Origin of the sequence: Eleftheria terrae (genome assembly GCF_030419005.1) — a bacterium.
Taxonomy (GTDB): Bacteria; Pseudomonadota; Gammaproteobacteria; order Burkholderiales; family Burkholderiaceae_C; genus Caldimonas; species Caldimonas terrae.
The window spans coordinates 1,805,204-1,819,592 of record NZ_CP106951.1 but is presented as its reverse complement, the minus strand read 5'-3'; the positions used below and the strand labels follow the sequence as shown (position 1 = coordinate 1,819,592).

Genomic DNA, 14,389 nt, shown 5'->3' with positions numbered 1-14,389 from the left:
GTATTCAAAGCGTTCTGTGAATCGGCGCGTTCATCCTTTTGGGGGCGTTCACTTGCCCCGGGTCAGCCGGTACAGGCCTCCGAATAACTGATCGACGAGGCGCGGGCGCCGATAGCAAAAGAAGTGGTCGATGTTCTTCTTGTTGTAGTAGCCGCTGAAGTAGCAGGCTAGGCGCCGGATGTGCTTCTCGATCCGCCGGTCACGCCTGAGTGCGCGCAGCCACGGCCGGGGTACTTGTGAGAAGGTCTGATACGCGCGCTCCGAAAACTCGCGCTGATGGCCAAGCGGCGTCAGCTCCCAGCCCCACATCACCAGCCGCGATAGGCGGCGTGTGAGTTGCACGCCTTGGCTGGTGTCGAGAATCGTTTCCTTGCCGCGCTGCAGGCTGCGGTCGATTGCCAGGAAAACGTCCATGGTGTCCGGCCGGGTGTCAGAGGTGCGTTGTTGCGGCCGGTTCTGCCGATAGTAGTAATAGGTCTCGTTGGTCAGCAGGACGGCATTGCTGAGTAGCAGTGCTGCGCGGGAGGGGTATACATCCTCGCAGAACCGGATGTCGTCGAATTCGATGCCGTGCTTCTGCAGGAAGCCGGCGCGAAAGATCCGCATGCACATGGACGTCTCTGTGTCCAGCAGTTCCGGCATGTCACGCGAATTGGTCACGAGCGCGCTGTTGTCGCCGAGCAGACGCTTGATGAGGCCAGCGTCTCCGAACGGCCGCGTGTAACGCAGTCCGTCATCGAAGCAATAGGCGATGGGAAGCGCCATGTCGGCGTGATAGCGATGCATCGCATGGATGATCCGCACAAGTGCCGCAGAATTGACCAGGTCGTCAGCGTCCACAAAACAGACGTAGTCGCTGCGCACCTCCTTCAGTCCCCGGTTGCGCGCGGCTCCTGGCCCTTGGTTCGCGGTCTGCACGATCGTCAGCGCAATATCGGGGTGCGACGCCGAGAATGCCTTGGCAAGGGCCACGGTGTCATCCGACGAGCCGTCGTCCACGAGAATCAGGCTGCCGCCCAGCGGGCGCAGTGCTTCACTGCACGAACAGAGGGATTCGTAGATATAGTCGCGCATGTCGTGCGCGACGATGATGACATCGAGGGTGGGTTTGCCAGTATTCATGCAGTGTCTTGCCTTTTTTGTTCGGCGAGAAGGTGAGGCCTGGTTGACGACGCAGGCGGTCAGTGCGTAGCGCCATAGGCGTCACTTGACCGCTCCTCGCAAGGCTGGCCCTTGTGAGGGCGACTGGTGCGGAAAGGCAGCCGCATGCTCGCTGGATGCCTGCTTAGCTTGCCCACGGCGGCCGGGTCATCCCGGAGGGCAGACAGCCGGATGCTGGAGCGCTGCGCCCCAGGCTGACGGTGAACCCCAAGGGCACGGCTTCATGTCGATCGGAACGTTCTCGTTATCAGGCGGCCACCTCTAGCCCGTGATTTGGTGGCCCTTGCGAAACATCGAGGTCTGCTTCCCGCAGAACGGGCCAGGCGAAGCAGCAAGCGGCGAGAGGCTGATCCCGCACGCTCAGGCGGCATTATGGTCGAATTCGACCCTGTCTCCTTCCCGGTGATCGCTGCAAGCAGCAAATGTACCGATGACAGACGGGGTCCCCGCTGTCCTAGGTCTCGCCTCGGCGCAAGAAACCAGCCGGCCGGCCTCTGACTCTGCCGGTGTGTAGGGGGAGTCCGAGGCGCTCGCACGGCAAGCCGCTGCCTTGATCGCGCAGCGACGAAGTGAGGCCTTGCAGCGCCTGATTCAACACTCGCCGAGCCACTCCCGCCCCAGCGCCCGCGTCGAGAACGGCTCCCTCAAATTGCCATTGAGCAAGTCGCGCAGGCGGATGCGGAAGAAGTAGTACAGCGGGTCAAAGGCCTGGTGCATCTTTGGCGCGCCGTGGAACTTGACGATGGTGGCGTTGTCGACCATGTGGGCCGCGCGTGCAGGGTCCCGCCGGCCGACGCGCATGGCATTCTTGTAGCTCACCACCAAAGGCGCCGGGAAGCAGGCCACCCGGCCCTCGTCGCCCCGGCTGCGGATGGCGGCATGCAGGTGGTCCTGGTCGCCGGGCACCCGTTGCGCATGCGTCTCGCCGGCGGCGAAACCGTCATACACATAGCGCAGTGGCCCGCGCCGCACCCGCATCACGCTCGAGTTGTAGCAGGGGTAGTGCCAGTCGTTCACCACCACCAGGTCCTCCGGCCGGCCGAAGGCGTGCTCGAGCAAGTCGCGCATGTCGCGCCGGATGACCAGGCTCAGGTCCAGATAGAGAAACTCGGGAAACTCGACGAAATCGGGATTGAACAGGCCCAGCTTGCGCATCGTCGGGTGCATGCCGGGCGCTTGCAGCGCCTCCCAGCCACTGCAGTCGCGCAGGTCCACCTCGGCTGGCAGGCCGCGTGGCCGGTCGGAATAGCAGTGCAGCCGGAACGGCACCGGGCAATGCCGCTGCAGCATGCCGAACAGTCGGGACACATACATGTCACCCAGCCCGTACAACTCACCGGTGGCGATGCAGACCACCGGCAGTTGCGCGGGCAGGCAGCCGGCGGCGGACGGTACCGGTGCGGCCCCGGCGGTGGCCGGGCCACGGCCGTGGGAGTCATTCATGGCGCGGCACCGGCAGGGAGAGGGACTTGGCCGTCCAGAACGACCAGAGGCTCTTGCCACACAGCCGGCGGTAGATGGCGGCGACGGCCAGGTGCTTCTGCACCGAGCGGGTCCAGCGGGCACGCAGGCCGCGCACGCCCTGCGCCGTCGCCCGGCCGCTCGGCGCGATGCCGGAGTCGAGCTGTCTGTCCTCGGCCACCACAGGCGGGGCAACCATCACCACCGCCAGCCCGTGCCGCCAGTAGTTGTCCACCGCGCTGTCAATGGCCCTCTCGGGCCGGGCGTACGCGGCCAGCAGCCGCCGTGCGCCGTCGTGGGACAGCAGGTAGCCCTGGGTGCCGCTCGGGTTCTTCAGCGGCAATACCAGCTTGCGTGCCGCGGGCAGCTCGGCCACCACCTTGCCCACCTGCTTGTGCAGGCTGGACAGCCGCACCAGGTCGTAGGGCAGCGGTCGGGCGCACAAGGCCTGCAGCACCGGCAGCAGGTCCGGCTCCAGCAGCACGTCGTCCTCCAGCACCAACGCGTGCGACAGGCCGCGCTCGGCGACACGCTGCCACACGCCCAGATGGCTGAGGTAGCAGGCCACCTCCCCGTTGGACAAGGCAGCCGCCCCGGCCAGCTCGGGCGAGGCGGCGCGATCGAGAACGCGGCCGTCCACCGCGTCAAAGAACTCGCCCTCCAGCCCAGCGGCGTGCAAGCGGTCCTGCATCGCGCGACGGCGCTCGGTGCTGCGCCTCAGGCTGATGATGAAGATGGGGAGGGGGGACACCATGGCAATGATTGAACGGAAGCCGACGAACGAAGGCCGCACCAAGTCTCCTGCCGGCTGGGCTCGACGGTCACGAGGCCCGCGGGGTGGCGAAAGAATGGGTGCTGTGCCAGGCAGCAGCCGTCAGGCCCGCCGGCCGCCGCGAGGCAGCGGCTGTTTCACACCTCAGGCCAGCGACGCGACCTGGGCGGCTGCGCCGCTGTCTGGCGACGCCGCGCATCGGCTGCTGTGCAGGTCCGGCCCTCTTGGGCTGCGGGGGTAGCCACGCACCTCGCGCCGGTGCACAGGGGGCGGGCAGGGCTGGGGCGCAGGCGATCGGGCCGACTCTCCGGGATTGAAAGGCCGCATTATCCGGCATCGCCATTCACCTCGGGCCCGCCGCCGGCGGCGGGGCGAGAAGCACGCCACAGGAGCGGAAGGCGGCTTCCATCGCAGAGCGCTCGTTGGCCGACTTGAACTTCACCCGGTCCCAGCCGAAGGCGTGGACTTCGGTCTGGTCGCCATAGATCTGCTTGGCAAACAGCAGCGCCGAAGAGCGTACGCCCACCACGATGTCGAACCGCTGGCTGGCCATCCAGCTCTCCAGCGGTTCGCCGGGCTCCACCACGTCGTAGCCGGCTTGCCACAGCTCGCGCCGCATGTCCTTCGGGTGCCCTTTGTAGAGTACCTGCTGCATGCCGCGCGCCTGCAGCCATTGCCGGATCTCGGCCGACAAGCCGGGCAGGTCGGCTTCGTCGAGCAGGCCGGCGCCTGCCAGCGGTTGGCCCACCACGAGCGCCCGCGGCACCTGCGGCGCGGCTTCGGCCTGCCCATGGCGGGACGCCAGCGGCGCCAGGGTGACGACGCGGTCGGCCTGGTATTCGTGCGGCAAGCCGGGCAGCACATAGATGCGGTCGCAGAACGGCGCGTCGGCCCCGGTGCGGTCGCCTGAGAAGCACCAGTAGTCCAGGGCCGGTGTGACCAGCCGGCGCAGCTTGCGGGCGTACTGCGCCAGCCGCTTGACCCGGCTCAGCGGATAGCGGCGGATGCTGATGATGCCGTCTGGCAGCAGCCGGGCCCGCATGGTGGTGGCGCCGCAGGCGGCCGGCAGTCCGCGCAGGAAGTAATTGATCGCCTCGGTGTCGAACACCGCGCTGTGCAGGTGCAGCGTGTCGCACCGGCCCACCAGCGCCGCCACCTCCCGCAGGTTGGCGCACAGGCGCCGGTGCGCGCCGAACGGCCCGGGCAGCGGTTCCCAGCGTGGCCAGGGCATGTAGGCGGCGGCGTCCCAGTCCTCGGCACGCACCAGCGGCGCCAGCCCCGGCTTGTACCAGACGAGCACCTGCCGTTGCGCCTGCGCCTCGAAGCGCTGCGCGATCTGGCGCGCGGCCAGGTATTGCAGCGGTGAGGCAACGAAATAGACGGCGACGGTGCTCATCGGCTCGAGGCCCGGGACAGCCCGGCGTTGCGAGCATCGAGCACCTGCTGGTACACGGTGCGATTGCCGCGGGCCATGGCCTGCACGGAAAACTCCCGGAGCGCCAGCGCCCGCCCGGCGCGGCCGAAGTCCTGCCGCTCGGCCGGGTTGTCGAGCAGTCGGTTCACCGCGGCAGCCAGCGCCGCCGCGTCGCCGGGCTCGATGAGCAGGCCGGTCTGCCCAGGTAGCACGATTTCGGGAATGCCACCGGCGCGGGTGGCGACGATGGGCACCTCGCAGGCGGCCGCCTGCAGCAGCGAGACGCCCAGGCCTTCCATCTCCGCCGGATGCACCACCAGGTCGAGTGCCGGCAGCACCCGCTCCAGGTCGCGCCGGAAGCCGGCAAAGACCACCCGCTGCTGCCAGCCCGCGTTGGCCGCCAGGCGGCGGATGGCGTCTTCCTCCGGCCCCTGGCCGAACAGCAGCACCCGCACCCGCGGATGTCGGGCGATGATCGCCGGCAAGGCCTGCAGCAGCGTGCGGTGGCCCTTGCGGGGGATGAACTGGGCGATCATCGCCAGCGTCGGCTCGTCCTTGGCCAGGCCGAATTCCGCCTGCAGCCAGCGACGGTCGCCGCCCTCGGGGCGGTAGCGCTCGGTGTCCACCGCGCTGTGCACACATACCACCTTCTCGGGTGACAGCCCTTCGCCCAGCAGCACCTGGCGGATGCCCTCCGAGATGGCCACCACCCGGTCGTAGAGCCGGTACTTCAGGCCCACCCACCACGGTGCTTCCGGGTTGTCGACCCGCCGGCTCAGCACGGCCGGCACGCCTTCCAGCCGGGCGGCCACGCCGCCCCACAGATCGCTGCCGCGGCGGCTGTGCAGGTGGACGATGTCCGGCCGCTCCTCGCGGATGAGGCGGCGCAAGCGGCCGGGCAGCCCGAGGTCGGCATCGCCCTTCATCTCGATCTCGTGCACCCGCCTGGCGTGCGGGCGTGCGGCGGCGGCAATGGCGCTGCCGCGGGGGCACACCAGCACATGCTCGTCGCCCGGCGCCTGGCGCTGCAACTCCGCCAGCAGGAACACCACCTGCAGGGCGCCGCCGTAGAGGTGCTTGCCGGCTTCCACATGCATCACTTTCATGCCGCGGTCACCTCGAGTTGCCGCTGGGCCTGGGCCAGCACGCGGTCCACGGTATGCAGCCGCATGCAGTCGAAGCGGCCGCCACAGGTGGGGCGGCGCCGGCAGGGCGAGCAGGGCAGGGCTTCGTACATCACGGCGGTCCTCGGCGAATCGCCGTTGTCATAGGGGCAGGTGGAGCCGAACAGGGCCACGGTGGGGATGCGCAAGGCGCTGCCCATGTGCGTGAGGCCGGTGTCGACGCCCACCAGCAGCCGGGCCGACTCGATGGCTGCCACGGAGGCATCCAGCTTGAGCCGGCCCACCAAGCTGGCGAGGCCGGGTGCCTGCGCGACGATGCGCTGTGCCGCTTCCTGGTCGGCTGGGCCGCCCAGCAGCACCGGCTGCAGGCCGCGCTGCGCCAGGCGCTGCGCCAGCTCGGCCCAGCGGTCCTCGAACCAGTGCTTCTGCGGCCGGGTGGTGAACGGGCACAGCACCGCATAGTCGCCCTGCACGCCGGCCTCGCGCAGGGCCGCCTGCGCCGCCTCGCGCGGGGCAGCACCCACCGCCAGGTCGAGGCGGAAGGCTTCGTCGGGCGCGCCCAGGTGGCGCGCCAGGTAGCGGTATTCGGAGCCGATGCGGCGGCTGCCCGGCAGGTCCTGCCCGGGCGGGGGCCGCAGCCGCTCGGTGGCCAGCCGGTGGCTGCCCTCGCGGCCTTCCAGCGTGATGCGGCGCGGCGCGCCGCTCAGCCAGGACCACAGGCCGCTCTTGAGCAGGCCCTGGGTGTCGAGCACCAGGTCGAAGCGCCGTGTGCGCAGCTCGCGCCGGAACTCGCGCAGGCGCCGCCACAGTTCGGCGTAGCGCTTCTCGCGCCACAGCGCCTGCCATGCACCACGCTGCCAGACGATCACTTCGTCGAGGCGCGGGTTGTGCGCCAGCAGCGGCGCGGCCGCCGGCTCCACCAGCCAGGCGATGTGGGCCTGCGGATGCAGCTGTCGCAGCGCCGGCAGCAGGCCGGAGGCCATCACCACGTCGCCAATGGCCGACAGGCGGATGATGAGGATGCGCGGGGCGGGATTCATCGGCTCGGCTCCTGGAGGCGGCGGTAGAGCGCCTCGGTGGACTGCACCATGCGTTCGACGGTGAAGCGGTCGAGGTAGCGTTGTCGCCCCGCCGTGCCGAGCTGGCTTGCCAACGCCGGTTCGCTGGCCAGCCTGTCGATGGCGGCGCTCAGGGCCGCCACATCCTCGCTGGCCACCAGCAGGCCGTTGCCGTGGTCCTGCACCACTTCGGGCACACCGCCAACGGCAGTGGCCACCACCGGCAGGCCGGCCGCGCAAGCCTCGGCGATCGACAAGCCGAAAGCTTCCCGGCGCGAGGCGGACAGGTAGGCGTCGAAGCCCGCCAGCAAGGCCTGCACGTCGCCACGGTAGCCGAGGAAGCGGACGCGGGTATCGCCCCCTGCCAGCGCCTGCACCTCGGCGCCGAAGGGCGTGGCCGGGTCGCCCGCCAGGTAGAGCGTGGCGGGCTGGCGGCAGCCACGCAGGGCGCGCACCATCAGGTCCTGTCCCTTGTCGTGGATGAAGCGGGCGGCGCTGAACAGCGCGAACTCGCCGGGCGCGATGCCGAGTGCCTGGCGCACCGCCTGGCGATCGCCGGGCGGTCCTTCCGGCAGGCCGTTGTGGATGACGGTCACGCCGTCGTCCCGGTAGCCGTTGGCCAGCAGCCGGTCCTTCACTGCCTGAGAAACGGCAATCACATGACGGCAGCCGCGCATGTGCTTGCGGGCGGTGGTGGCATGTGCCGTGCAGACCGGCACCACGCCGCGCAGGCCGCGGGCGGCGGTGGCGGCATAGCGCGAGGCCCGCACCAGGTGGCCGTGCACGACGTCCGCCCCCCAGCTGCGCAGCAGGCCGCGCAGCCGCAGGTAGGACGGCAGGTCGAACAGCCCGGACATGCGCAGGTGCTCGGTGGCGATACCTGCGCTGCGGCATTCGCGGGTCAGCCAGGCGTCTTGCGGGCCGGCGTACAGCAGCTCATGGCCCCGGGCGCGCAGGCCGCTCATCAATGTCAGCGCATGCCGCTCCGCGCCACCATAGCCGTGGCTGTGCAGCACATGGACGATACGCAGCGGCCGGGCCGCGGCGGCGTCGGTGCCCGGGGTGGGGGACGCGGCCTGCATCAGGCGTAGACGTCGGCGCGCGCGGCGGGCCGGTCCTTGCGGGCATGTTTCATGTGCAGTTTCCAGGCATAGCCCAGCACGTTGTCGCCGTAGGAAATGGCCTTGCGAGGCAGCTCGAAGGCGTTGTCGGCGGTGTTGGCGGCGCCCCGGATGCAGGTCAGGCCCAGCCGGTAGCCGGCCTCGGCTGCCAGGTCGCGGGCGCGCTGGTCGTAGTCGCCGTAGGGATAGCAGAAGTCGGGCACCGGCTGGCCCAGCACGTCTTCCAGGGCCGCCTTGCTGTCGAAGATCTCGCGTCGCTGCCGCTGCTCGTCCTGCTGAGACAGCCGCACGTGCTGCTGGGTGTGCGAGCCGAAGCTCACGCCCTGTGCCGCCAGCTCGCGCAGCGTTGCGCCGTCCATCAGCCGGGCCGGCGCGAAATCGCTCGACAGCCAGCCCGCCGGCTGGCCGATCTGGCTGGTCACGATGAAGACGCTGGCCGGAAAGCCATGCGACTGCAGGATGGGCCAGGCATGGTCGGCGAAGTTCTGGTAGCCGTCGTCGAAGGTCAGCACCACCGGCCGGGACGGCAGCGCCGCGCCATCGAACAGGCCGCGCCAGGCCCGTTCCAGGCTGATGACGTTGTAGCCGCCCCATTTCAGCCAGCGCATCTGCGCTGCGAACCGACGCACGTCGCAGAAGGCCGCCCGGTGGGCCTTCGGTCGCGGGAACAGGCCGACCTGGTGGTACATCAGCACCGACACGGGAGGCTGCCCGGTCACCGGCGGCTTCATCGCGCACCCTCCAGGATGCGCTGCACGATGGCGCTGGTGGAGCGCCCCTCCACGAAGGGCAGGATGCGCACCTCGCCGCCACGCGCCAGCACGCCGCGGTGCCCGGCAATCTGCGCCACCTCGTAGTCGCCACCCTTCACGAGCACGTCCGGCGCCACCTGGTCGATCAAGCGCTCGGGGGTGTCCTCGCCGAACGGCACCACCCAGTCCACCGCAGCCAGGCCGGCCAGCACCGCCATGCGGTCCTCCACCCGCACGATCGGCCGCGTCGGGCCTTTCAGGCGCTGCACCGAGGCGTCGTCATTCACCGCCACCACCAGGCGGTCGCCCAGGCGGCGTGCCTCTTCCAGGTAGCGCACATGCCCGGGATGCAGGATGTCGAAGCAGCCATTGGTCATCACCACCCGTTCGCCGCGGCGCTGGGCTTCCTGTACCTGTTGCAGCAGCTGTGCCTCGGTCAGCACGCCTGGCTGCGAGCTGGCGCGCTGCGGGCTGCGGGCTGCGTCGGCCAGCTCCTGCAGGCTCACGGTGGCCGTGCCGAGCTTGCCCACCGCGATGCCGGCGGCCAGGTTGGCCAGTGCCACCGCCTGGGCCCAGCTCTCGCCGGCGGCCCGGGCGGCGGCCAGCACCGAAATGACCGTGTCGCCGGCGCCAGTCACGTCGTAGACCTCCTGCGCCTGCGCCGGGATGTTCAGCGGCGGCCGGCCGCGCTCCAACAGCGTCATGCCTTCCTCGCTGCGGGTGATGACCAGTGCCTCCCAGCCCATTTGCTCCAGCAGGGCAGAGCCCTTGCCGATCAGCTCCTCCTCGGTGCGCCAGGGCCCCACGGCACGTTCGAGCTCGGTCCGGTTCGGGGTGATGACCGACGCCCCGCGGTAGACCGACAGGTCGGCCTGCTTGGGGTCCACCAGCACCGGCTTGCCGGCAGCACGGGCCGCCTGGATCAGGGCCTGCACCTGTTGCAGCGCGCCCTTGCCATAGTCGGACAGCACGACCGCGTCGGCCCAGGGCAGCTGGGCTTCGAAGTCGTCCGTACGGACCGCGGCAGCCGCCGCCGGCGGGTTCTCGAAATCGAGCCGGATCATCTGTTGGTGGAGGCTCACCACCCGCAGCTTCGTGATGGTGGCCAGGCTGGGGTCGCCCTGCAGCTCGCAGTGCACGCCGCCGGCCTGCAGCAGCTCGCGCAGGATGCCGGCTGGCTCGTCCTGGCCGACGCGGCTGAGCAGGCGCACCGGCACGCCCAGCGCCGCCAGGCCCAGGGCGACGTTGGCGGCGCCGCCCGCACGGTGCTCCGAGCGGCGGATATTGACCACCGGCACCGGTGCCTCGGGCGAGATGCGGGCGGTGCTGCCTGACCAGTAGCGGTCGAGGATCACGTCGCCGGCCACCAGCAGGCGGTGCTTGGAAAAGTCAGGGATGCGCATAGCTGTGTTCGTTCTGGGGCCGCCGTGCCGGCCGGCAGCGGCCGACCCGCGGGCCGGCCCGGGACAGGAGAAGGACTGCGCGAGGCGCAAACAACCAGCCGCGATTTTGCCCTGCCTGGCGACCGGTCTGCCGGCGCTGCCGCCGGCGGCCCTGCTGGGTGGCCGGCGGCGCATGATCCGCGACGTCCTTGCTTCGATAATGCGCGCCATGAGCCTCACGATACGACCCGCGCAACCGGCCGACGTGCCGACCCTGGTGGACCTCATCCGGGCCCTGGCCGAGTATGAGAAGCTGACGCACCTGTTTGCCGTCACACCCGAGAAGCTGCAGGCCCAGCTGTTCGGCCCGCGCCCTCCTGCCGAGGTGCTGATGGCCGACATCCTGGTCGACGGCCGCCCCCGCAGTGTGGGGTACGCCCTGTTCTTCACCAACTTCTCGACCTTCCTGTGCCAGCCCGGCCTGTACCTGGAGGACTTGTTCGTCCTGCCGGCGCACCGGGGCGGTGGCATTGGCCGGGCCCTGCTGACCCACCTCGGCGGCCTGGCGGTGCAACGGGGCTGCGGCCGCTTCGAATGGAGCGTGCTGGACTGGAACGAGCCCGCCATCCGCTTCTACGAGGCGATGGGCGCCACGGTGTTGCCCGACTGGCGCATCTGCCGCATCGCCGGCGAGCAGCTGCAGCGTTTCGCGCGCTGAGGGCGTCGCCTGCAAGCTGGCGCCGCCTGGTGCACACTGGGCGGCTTTGGGTGAGTGATGGAGCCAAGACGATGGAGTTGACCCGGCTGGGGCGGAGCGAGCTGAACGTGAGCCGCGTGTGCCTCGGCACCATGACCTTCGGCGAGCAGGTCGATGAAGCTGCCGCCCATGCCCTGCTCGACCATGCCGTGGCCAGCGGCATCAATTTCCTCGACACCGCCGAGATGTACCCCGTGCCGGCACGGGCGCACACCTTCAGCCTGACCGAGGCGATCCTGGGCCGCTGGCTGGCAGCCCGGCCGGGCCTGCGCGAGCGGGTGGTGCTGGCGTCCAAGGTGTCCGGCCCCTCGCGCGGCTACGACTGGATCCGCAATGCGAGCCCGGACCTGACGGCCGACGACATCATCGCCGCCTGCGAGGCCAGCCTGAAGCGGCTGAAGACCGATCGCCTCGACCTTTACCAGATCCACTGGCCGGCCCGCCATGTGCCGATGTTTGGCGGTGTCTACTTCGAGCCGCAGCGCGACGTGCCGGTGACCCCGCTGCTGGAGCAGCTGCAGGCGCTCGATCGGCTGGTGCGCGACGGCAAGGTGAGGGCGATCGGGCTGTCCAATGAAACTCCTTATGGCGTCGCCGAATTCGTTCACCTGGCCGAGCGCCATGGCCTGGCCCGGGTGGCGACGGTGCAGAACCCGTACTCGCTGGTCAACCGCACGGTGGAGAACGGCCTCGACGAGGTGATGTACCGTCACGGCGTGTCGCTGCTCGCCTACTCGCCACTGGCCTTCGGCACCCTGACCGGCAAGTACGACGAAGCCGGCTTCGCCAGCCCGGCAGCCGAGGGCGGCCGCCTGGCCTTGTTCGAGACCATGCAGAAGCAGCGCTGGGGCCGACCCGAGACGCTGGCCACCGCACGCCGCTACAACGAGCTGGCACGCCGCCATGGCCTCACGCCGACCCGCATGGCGCTGGCCTTCTGCTACAGCCGCTGGCAGGTGGCCAGCACCATCATCGGCGTGACCACCCGCGAGCAGCTGGACGAGAACCTGCAGGCCTGGGGCACCCGGCTGGATCCGCAGCTGCTGGCCGAGATCGACCGCCTCCGCTGGGAACAGCGGGACCCCGCGCAGTGAGGTCGCCATGGCACGCAGGGACCACGCAAGCGAGACGCCCGCCACCACCTTCCTGCGCCAGCATGGCGTGGTCTTCGAGCCGCACTTGTACGCCTACGAGGAGCACGGCGGCACCAAGGTGTCGGCCCGGGAGCTGGGCGTTGACGAGCACCTGGTGATCAAGACGCTGGTGATGGAGGATGAGCGCAAGCAGCCGCTGATCGTGCTGATGCATGGCGACATGACCGTCTCCACCAAGCAGCTGGCCCGCGAAGCGAAGGTGAAGGCCATCCAGCCCTGCCAGCCCGAGGTGGCGCAACGCCATACCGGCTACCAGGTGGGCGGGACCTCGCCTTTCGGCACGCGCAAGGCCATGCCGGTGTTCATGGAGGCGAGCATCGCGGCGCTGGAGCGCATCTACATCAACGGTGGCCGGCGCGGCTTCCTGGTGTCGATGGATCCGCGCGAGGTGCTGCGTCTGCTCGGGCCCACGCTGGTGCAGGCGGGCTCGCGTTGAGCAGGGCCACCGGGCCGCGGGATGGCCCGGTGGCGCCCGGCCGGGGAGGCCAGGCGCGGAAGGCCCTCAGCCCGGCTCGCGCTCGTTGGCGCTGCCGCCCGCCGGGTCCTGGGAGTATTCCTTCAGCCGGTTGTAGAGCGTCTTCAAGCTGACGCCCAGAGCGGCCGCCGTCTTCTCCTTGTGGCTGCCGAAGTGCTGCAGCGTCGCCAGGATGAGCGAGCGTTCCACATCCGCCAGCGGCGTACCGACGCGCACGGAGAGGTAGGGGCCGCGCGGCTCCTGCACCGCCGGGGTGTCGAACACCAGCCAGTCGTCGCCGATGATGGCGCCTTCCTCCATCACGTAGACCCGCTGCACCACGTTGCGCAGCTCGCGCACATTGCCGGGCCAGCGGTAGCCGCGCATCTTCTCCAGGGCCTGCGGGCCGAAGCGCTTGTTCTCGCCTTCGCGCTTGCAGACCTCGTGCAGGAAGTGCTCGGCCAGCAGGGTGATGTCCTCGGTCCGGTCGCGCAAAGGCGGCAGGTGGATCGGGAACACGTTCAGCCGGTAGAGCAGGTCTTCGCGCAGCTTGCCCTGCTGCACCGCCTGCTCCGGCACCCGGTTGGTGGCGGCGATGACGCGCACATCGGCTTCCTGCGACTGGGTCGAGCCGACCCGCATGAAGGTGCCGGTCTCCAGCACCCGCAGCAGCTTGACCTGCAGCTCCAGCGGCATCTCGGTGATTTCGTCCAGGAACAGCGTGCCGCCATGGGCGCGCTCGAAGAAACCCTGGTGCATGCGGTCGGCGCCGGTGAAGGCGCCTTTTTCATGGCCGAAGATCTCGCTCTCGATGAGCTGGGGCGAGATGGCGCCGCAGTTCACCGCGAGGAAGGGCTTCTTGCGGCGCCGGCTCAGTTCATGGATGGTCTGGGCCACCACTTCCTTGCCGGTACCGCTCTCGCCGGTGATCAGCACCGTGACCGCGGTGCTTGATACCCGGGCCACCTGCTCGTAGACCCGCTGCATCGGCGCCGAGCGGCCCCACAGCAGGCCGAAGCGGCCGCTGCGCTCGAACTCGGCCTTCAGGTCGGCCAGCTCGGCCTTCAGCGTCGACGGCCGCATCACGCGCGACAGGATGCCCTGCAGCTGCTTGATGTTGACCGGCTTGATCAGGTAGTCGGCCGCGCCCAGCCGCAAGGCCTGGATGGAGGTGTCCAGGCTGGCATGGCCGGTGATCAACACCACTTCGGTGTTGGCCAGGGTTTCGGGTTCGTTGAAAAGCTCCATGCCGCTGCCGTCCGGCAGCATCAGGTCCAGCAGCACGATGTCGGGTTCCTGCAAGGCAAGCTGGCGCCGAGCATCACGCAAGCTGGTTGCCGTCGCTGCCGTGAAACCTTCGCTCGCGATCAGCGCCGCCATCATTTCGGCCGAGTCCGCATCGTCTTCGACGATGAGTGCGTGCCCCATCTTCTTCCTCCGTGATGCAGGCCCGGGCACTACCGCCCCGAACCTGCGTTTGAACCACGGCCGCTCGTCGGCGAACGGCCCACTCGCCGCAGCGTGGACGCAACGGCAAGCAAGAAAAGCACCTGGCCTCAGCCGAGCACCGCTTCCATACAGGGAAGCCATGCACTCTGCCGGGGCCCTTCCACCTTGTTGTTCGGCTGCTCCCTGTCACAGGATCCTGTCGACGCTGTGCCGGCAGTCAGGTTTCCTGGCACCTGGGTGACCACCGAAGCGACTGCGCTCACGCTGGCCGGCGGCGGCCCCCGGGACGACGCTGGTCCCTGGACACCATGGAACCTGAATTGCCGGGCT

Annotated in this window: 13 protein-coding genes; 3 read left to right on the top strand and 10 right to left on the bottom strand. The window is 69.6% G+C overall.

Annotated features, from left to right (window positions below):
• Nucleotides 1-48: 48 nt before the first annotated feature.
• The 9 genes from N7L95_RS08045 to hldE form a co-directional block, all read right to left on the bottom strand.
• A complete protein-coding gene (locus N7L95_RS08045; RefSeq protein WP_301259302.1) occupies nt 49-1,122 on the bottom strand; it encodes a glycosyltransferase family 2 protein in 1,074 nt (357 codons plus the stop codon).
• A 630-nt stretch (nt 1,123-1,752) separates the two neighbouring features.
• Entirely contained in the window at nt 1,753-2,604 is an 852-nt protein-coding gene (locus N7L95_RS08040) for a hypothetical protein (RefSeq protein WP_301259301.1), read from the bottom strand.
• Entirely contained in the window at nt 2,597-3,376 is a 780-nt protein-coding gene (locus tag N7L95_RS08035; RefSeq protein WP_301259300.1) for a glycosyltransferase family 25 protein, read from the bottom strand. Before N7L95_RS08035 ends, N7L95_RS08040 begins: the two co-directional genes overlap by 8 nt.
• 361 nt (nt 3,377-3,737) lie before the next feature.
• Nucleotides 3,738-4,790 (bottom strand): polysialyltransferase family glycosyltransferase, encoded by a 1,053-nt coding sequence (locus tag N7L95_RS08030; RefSeq protein ID WP_301259299.1) that lies wholly within the window; start codon nt 4,788-4,790, stop codon nt 3,738-3,740.
• Nucleotides 4,787-5,914: a glycosyltransferase gene (locus N7L95_RS08025; RefSeq protein WP_301259298.1), complete on the bottom strand. Its 1,128-nt coding sequence runs from the start codon at nt 5,912-5,914 to the stop codon at nt 4,787-4,789. Before N7L95_RS08025 ends, N7L95_RS08030 begins: the two co-directional genes overlap by 4 nt.
• A complete protein-coding gene (locus N7L95_RS08020) occupies nt 5,911-6,972 on the bottom strand; it encodes a glycosyltransferase family 9 protein (protein ID WP_301259297.1) in 1,062 nt (353 codons plus the stop codon). The genes N7L95_RS08025 and N7L95_RS08020 overlap by 4 nt, the downstream gene beginning before the upstream one ends.
• Nucleotides 6,969-8,072 carry a glycosyltransferase family 4 protein gene (locus N7L95_RS08015; protein ID WP_301259296.1) on the bottom strand — a complete coding sequence of 368 codons (1,104 nt, stop codon included), beginning with the start codon at nt 8,070-8,072 and terminating at the stop codon, nt 6,969-6,971. Before N7L95_RS08015 ends, N7L95_RS08020 begins: the two co-directional genes overlap by 4 nt.
• A complete protein-coding gene (locus tag N7L95_RS08010; RefSeq protein ID WP_301259295.1) occupies nt 8,072-8,842 on the bottom strand; it encodes a polysaccharide deacetylase family protein in 771 nt (256 codons plus the stop codon). Before N7L95_RS08010 ends, N7L95_RS08015 begins: the two co-directional genes overlap by 1 nt.
• Complete coding sequence (gene hldE, locus N7L95_RS08005) at nt 8,839-10,266, bottom strand: bifunctional D-glycero-beta-D-manno-heptose-7-phosphate kinase/D-glycero-beta-D-manno-heptose 1-phosphate adenylyltransferase HldE (protein WP_301259294.1); 1,428 nt, start codon at nt 10,264-10,266, stop codon at nt 8,839-8,841. Before hldE ends, N7L95_RS08010 begins: the two co-directional genes overlap by 4 nt.
• A 199-nt stretch (nt 10,267-10,465) precedes the next feature.
• Between hldE and N7L95_RS08000 the strand changes: the two genes are divergently transcribed.
• From N7L95_RS08000 to ybaK, 3 genes are all read left to right on the top strand, one after another.
• Entirely contained in the window at nt 10,466-10,963 is a 498-nt protein-coding gene (locus N7L95_RS08000) for a GNAT family N-acetyltransferase (RefSeq protein ID WP_301259293.1), read from the top strand.
• A 71-nt stretch (nt 10,964-11,034) separates the two neighbouring features.
• The gene (locus N7L95_RS07995; protein WP_301259292.1) at nt 11,035-12,096 is read left to right on the top strand and encodes an aldo/keto reductase; all 1,062 of its coding nucleotides are present in this window, start codon (nt 11,035-11,037) and stop codon (nt 12,094-12,096) included.
• 7 nt (nt 12,097-12,103) lie between these two features.
• Nucleotides 12,104-12,592, top strand: coding sequence for a Cys-tRNA(Pro) deacylase (gene ybaK, locus N7L95_RS07990; protein ID WP_301259291.1), 489 nt, complete (start codon nt 12,104-12,106; stop codon nt 12,590-12,592).
• 66 nt (nt 12,593-12,658) lie between these two features.
• Here the strand turns inward: ybaK and N7L95_RS07985 are convergent, their stop codons facing one another.
• Nucleotides 12,659-14,038, bottom strand: a complete 1,380-nt coding sequence (locus tag N7L95_RS07985) for a sigma-54-dependent transcriptional regulator (protein ID WP_301259290.1) — start codon at nt 14,036-14,038, stop codon at nt 12,659-12,661.
• Between the last annotated feature and the right edge of the window lie 351 nt (nt 14,039-14,389).

Coding starts and splice junctions, on each gene's coding strand:
- N7L95_RS08045 (WP_301259302.1), bottom strand. CDS start 1,122: ATGAATACTGGCAAACCCACCCTCGATGTCATCATCGTCGCGCACGAC.
- N7L95_RS08040 (WP_301259301.1), bottom strand. CDS start 2,604: ATGAATGACTCCCACGGCCGTGGCCCGGCCACCGCCGGGGCCGCACCG.
- N7L95_RS08035 (WP_301259300.1), bottom strand. CDS start 3,376: ATGGTGTCCCCCCTCCCCATCTTCATCATCAGCCTGAGGCGCAGCACC.
- N7L95_RS08030 (WP_301259299.1), bottom strand. CDS start 4,790: ATGAGCACCGTCGCCGTCTATTTCGTTGCCTCACCGCTGCAATACCTG.
- N7L95_RS08025 (WP_301259298.1), bottom strand. CDS start 5,914: ATGAAAGTGATGCATGTGGAAGCCGGCAAGCACCTCTACGGCGGCGCC.
- N7L95_RS08020 (WP_301259297.1), bottom strand. CDS start 6,972: ATGAATCCCGCCCCGCGCATCCTCATCATCCGCCTGTCGGCCATTGGC.
- N7L95_RS08015 (WP_301259296.1), bottom strand. CDS start 8,072: ATGCAGGCCGCGTCCCCCACCCCGGGCACCGACGCCGCCGCGGCCCGG.
- N7L95_RS08010 (WP_301259295.1), bottom strand. CDS start 8,842: ATGAAGCCGCCGGTGACCGGGCAGCCTCCCGTGTCGGTGCTGATGTAC.
- hldE (WP_301259294.1), bottom strand. CDS start 10,266: ATGCGCATCCCTGACTTTTCCAAGCACCGCCTGCTGGTGGCCGGCGAC.
- N7L95_RS08000 (WP_301259293.1), top strand. CDS start 10,466: ATGCGCGCCATGAGCCTCACGATACGACCCGCGCAACCGGCCGACGTG.
- N7L95_RS07995 (WP_301259292.1), top strand. CDS start 11,035: ATGGAGTTGACCCGGCTGGGGCGGAGCGAGCTGAACGTGAGCCGCGTG.
- ybaK (WP_301259291.1), top strand. CDS start 12,104: ATGGCACGCAGGGACCACGCAAGCGAGACGCCCGCCACCACCTTCCTG.
- N7L95_RS07985 (WP_301259290.1), bottom strand. CDS start 14,038: ATGGGGCACGCACTCATCGTCGAAGACGATGCGGACTCGGCCGAAATG.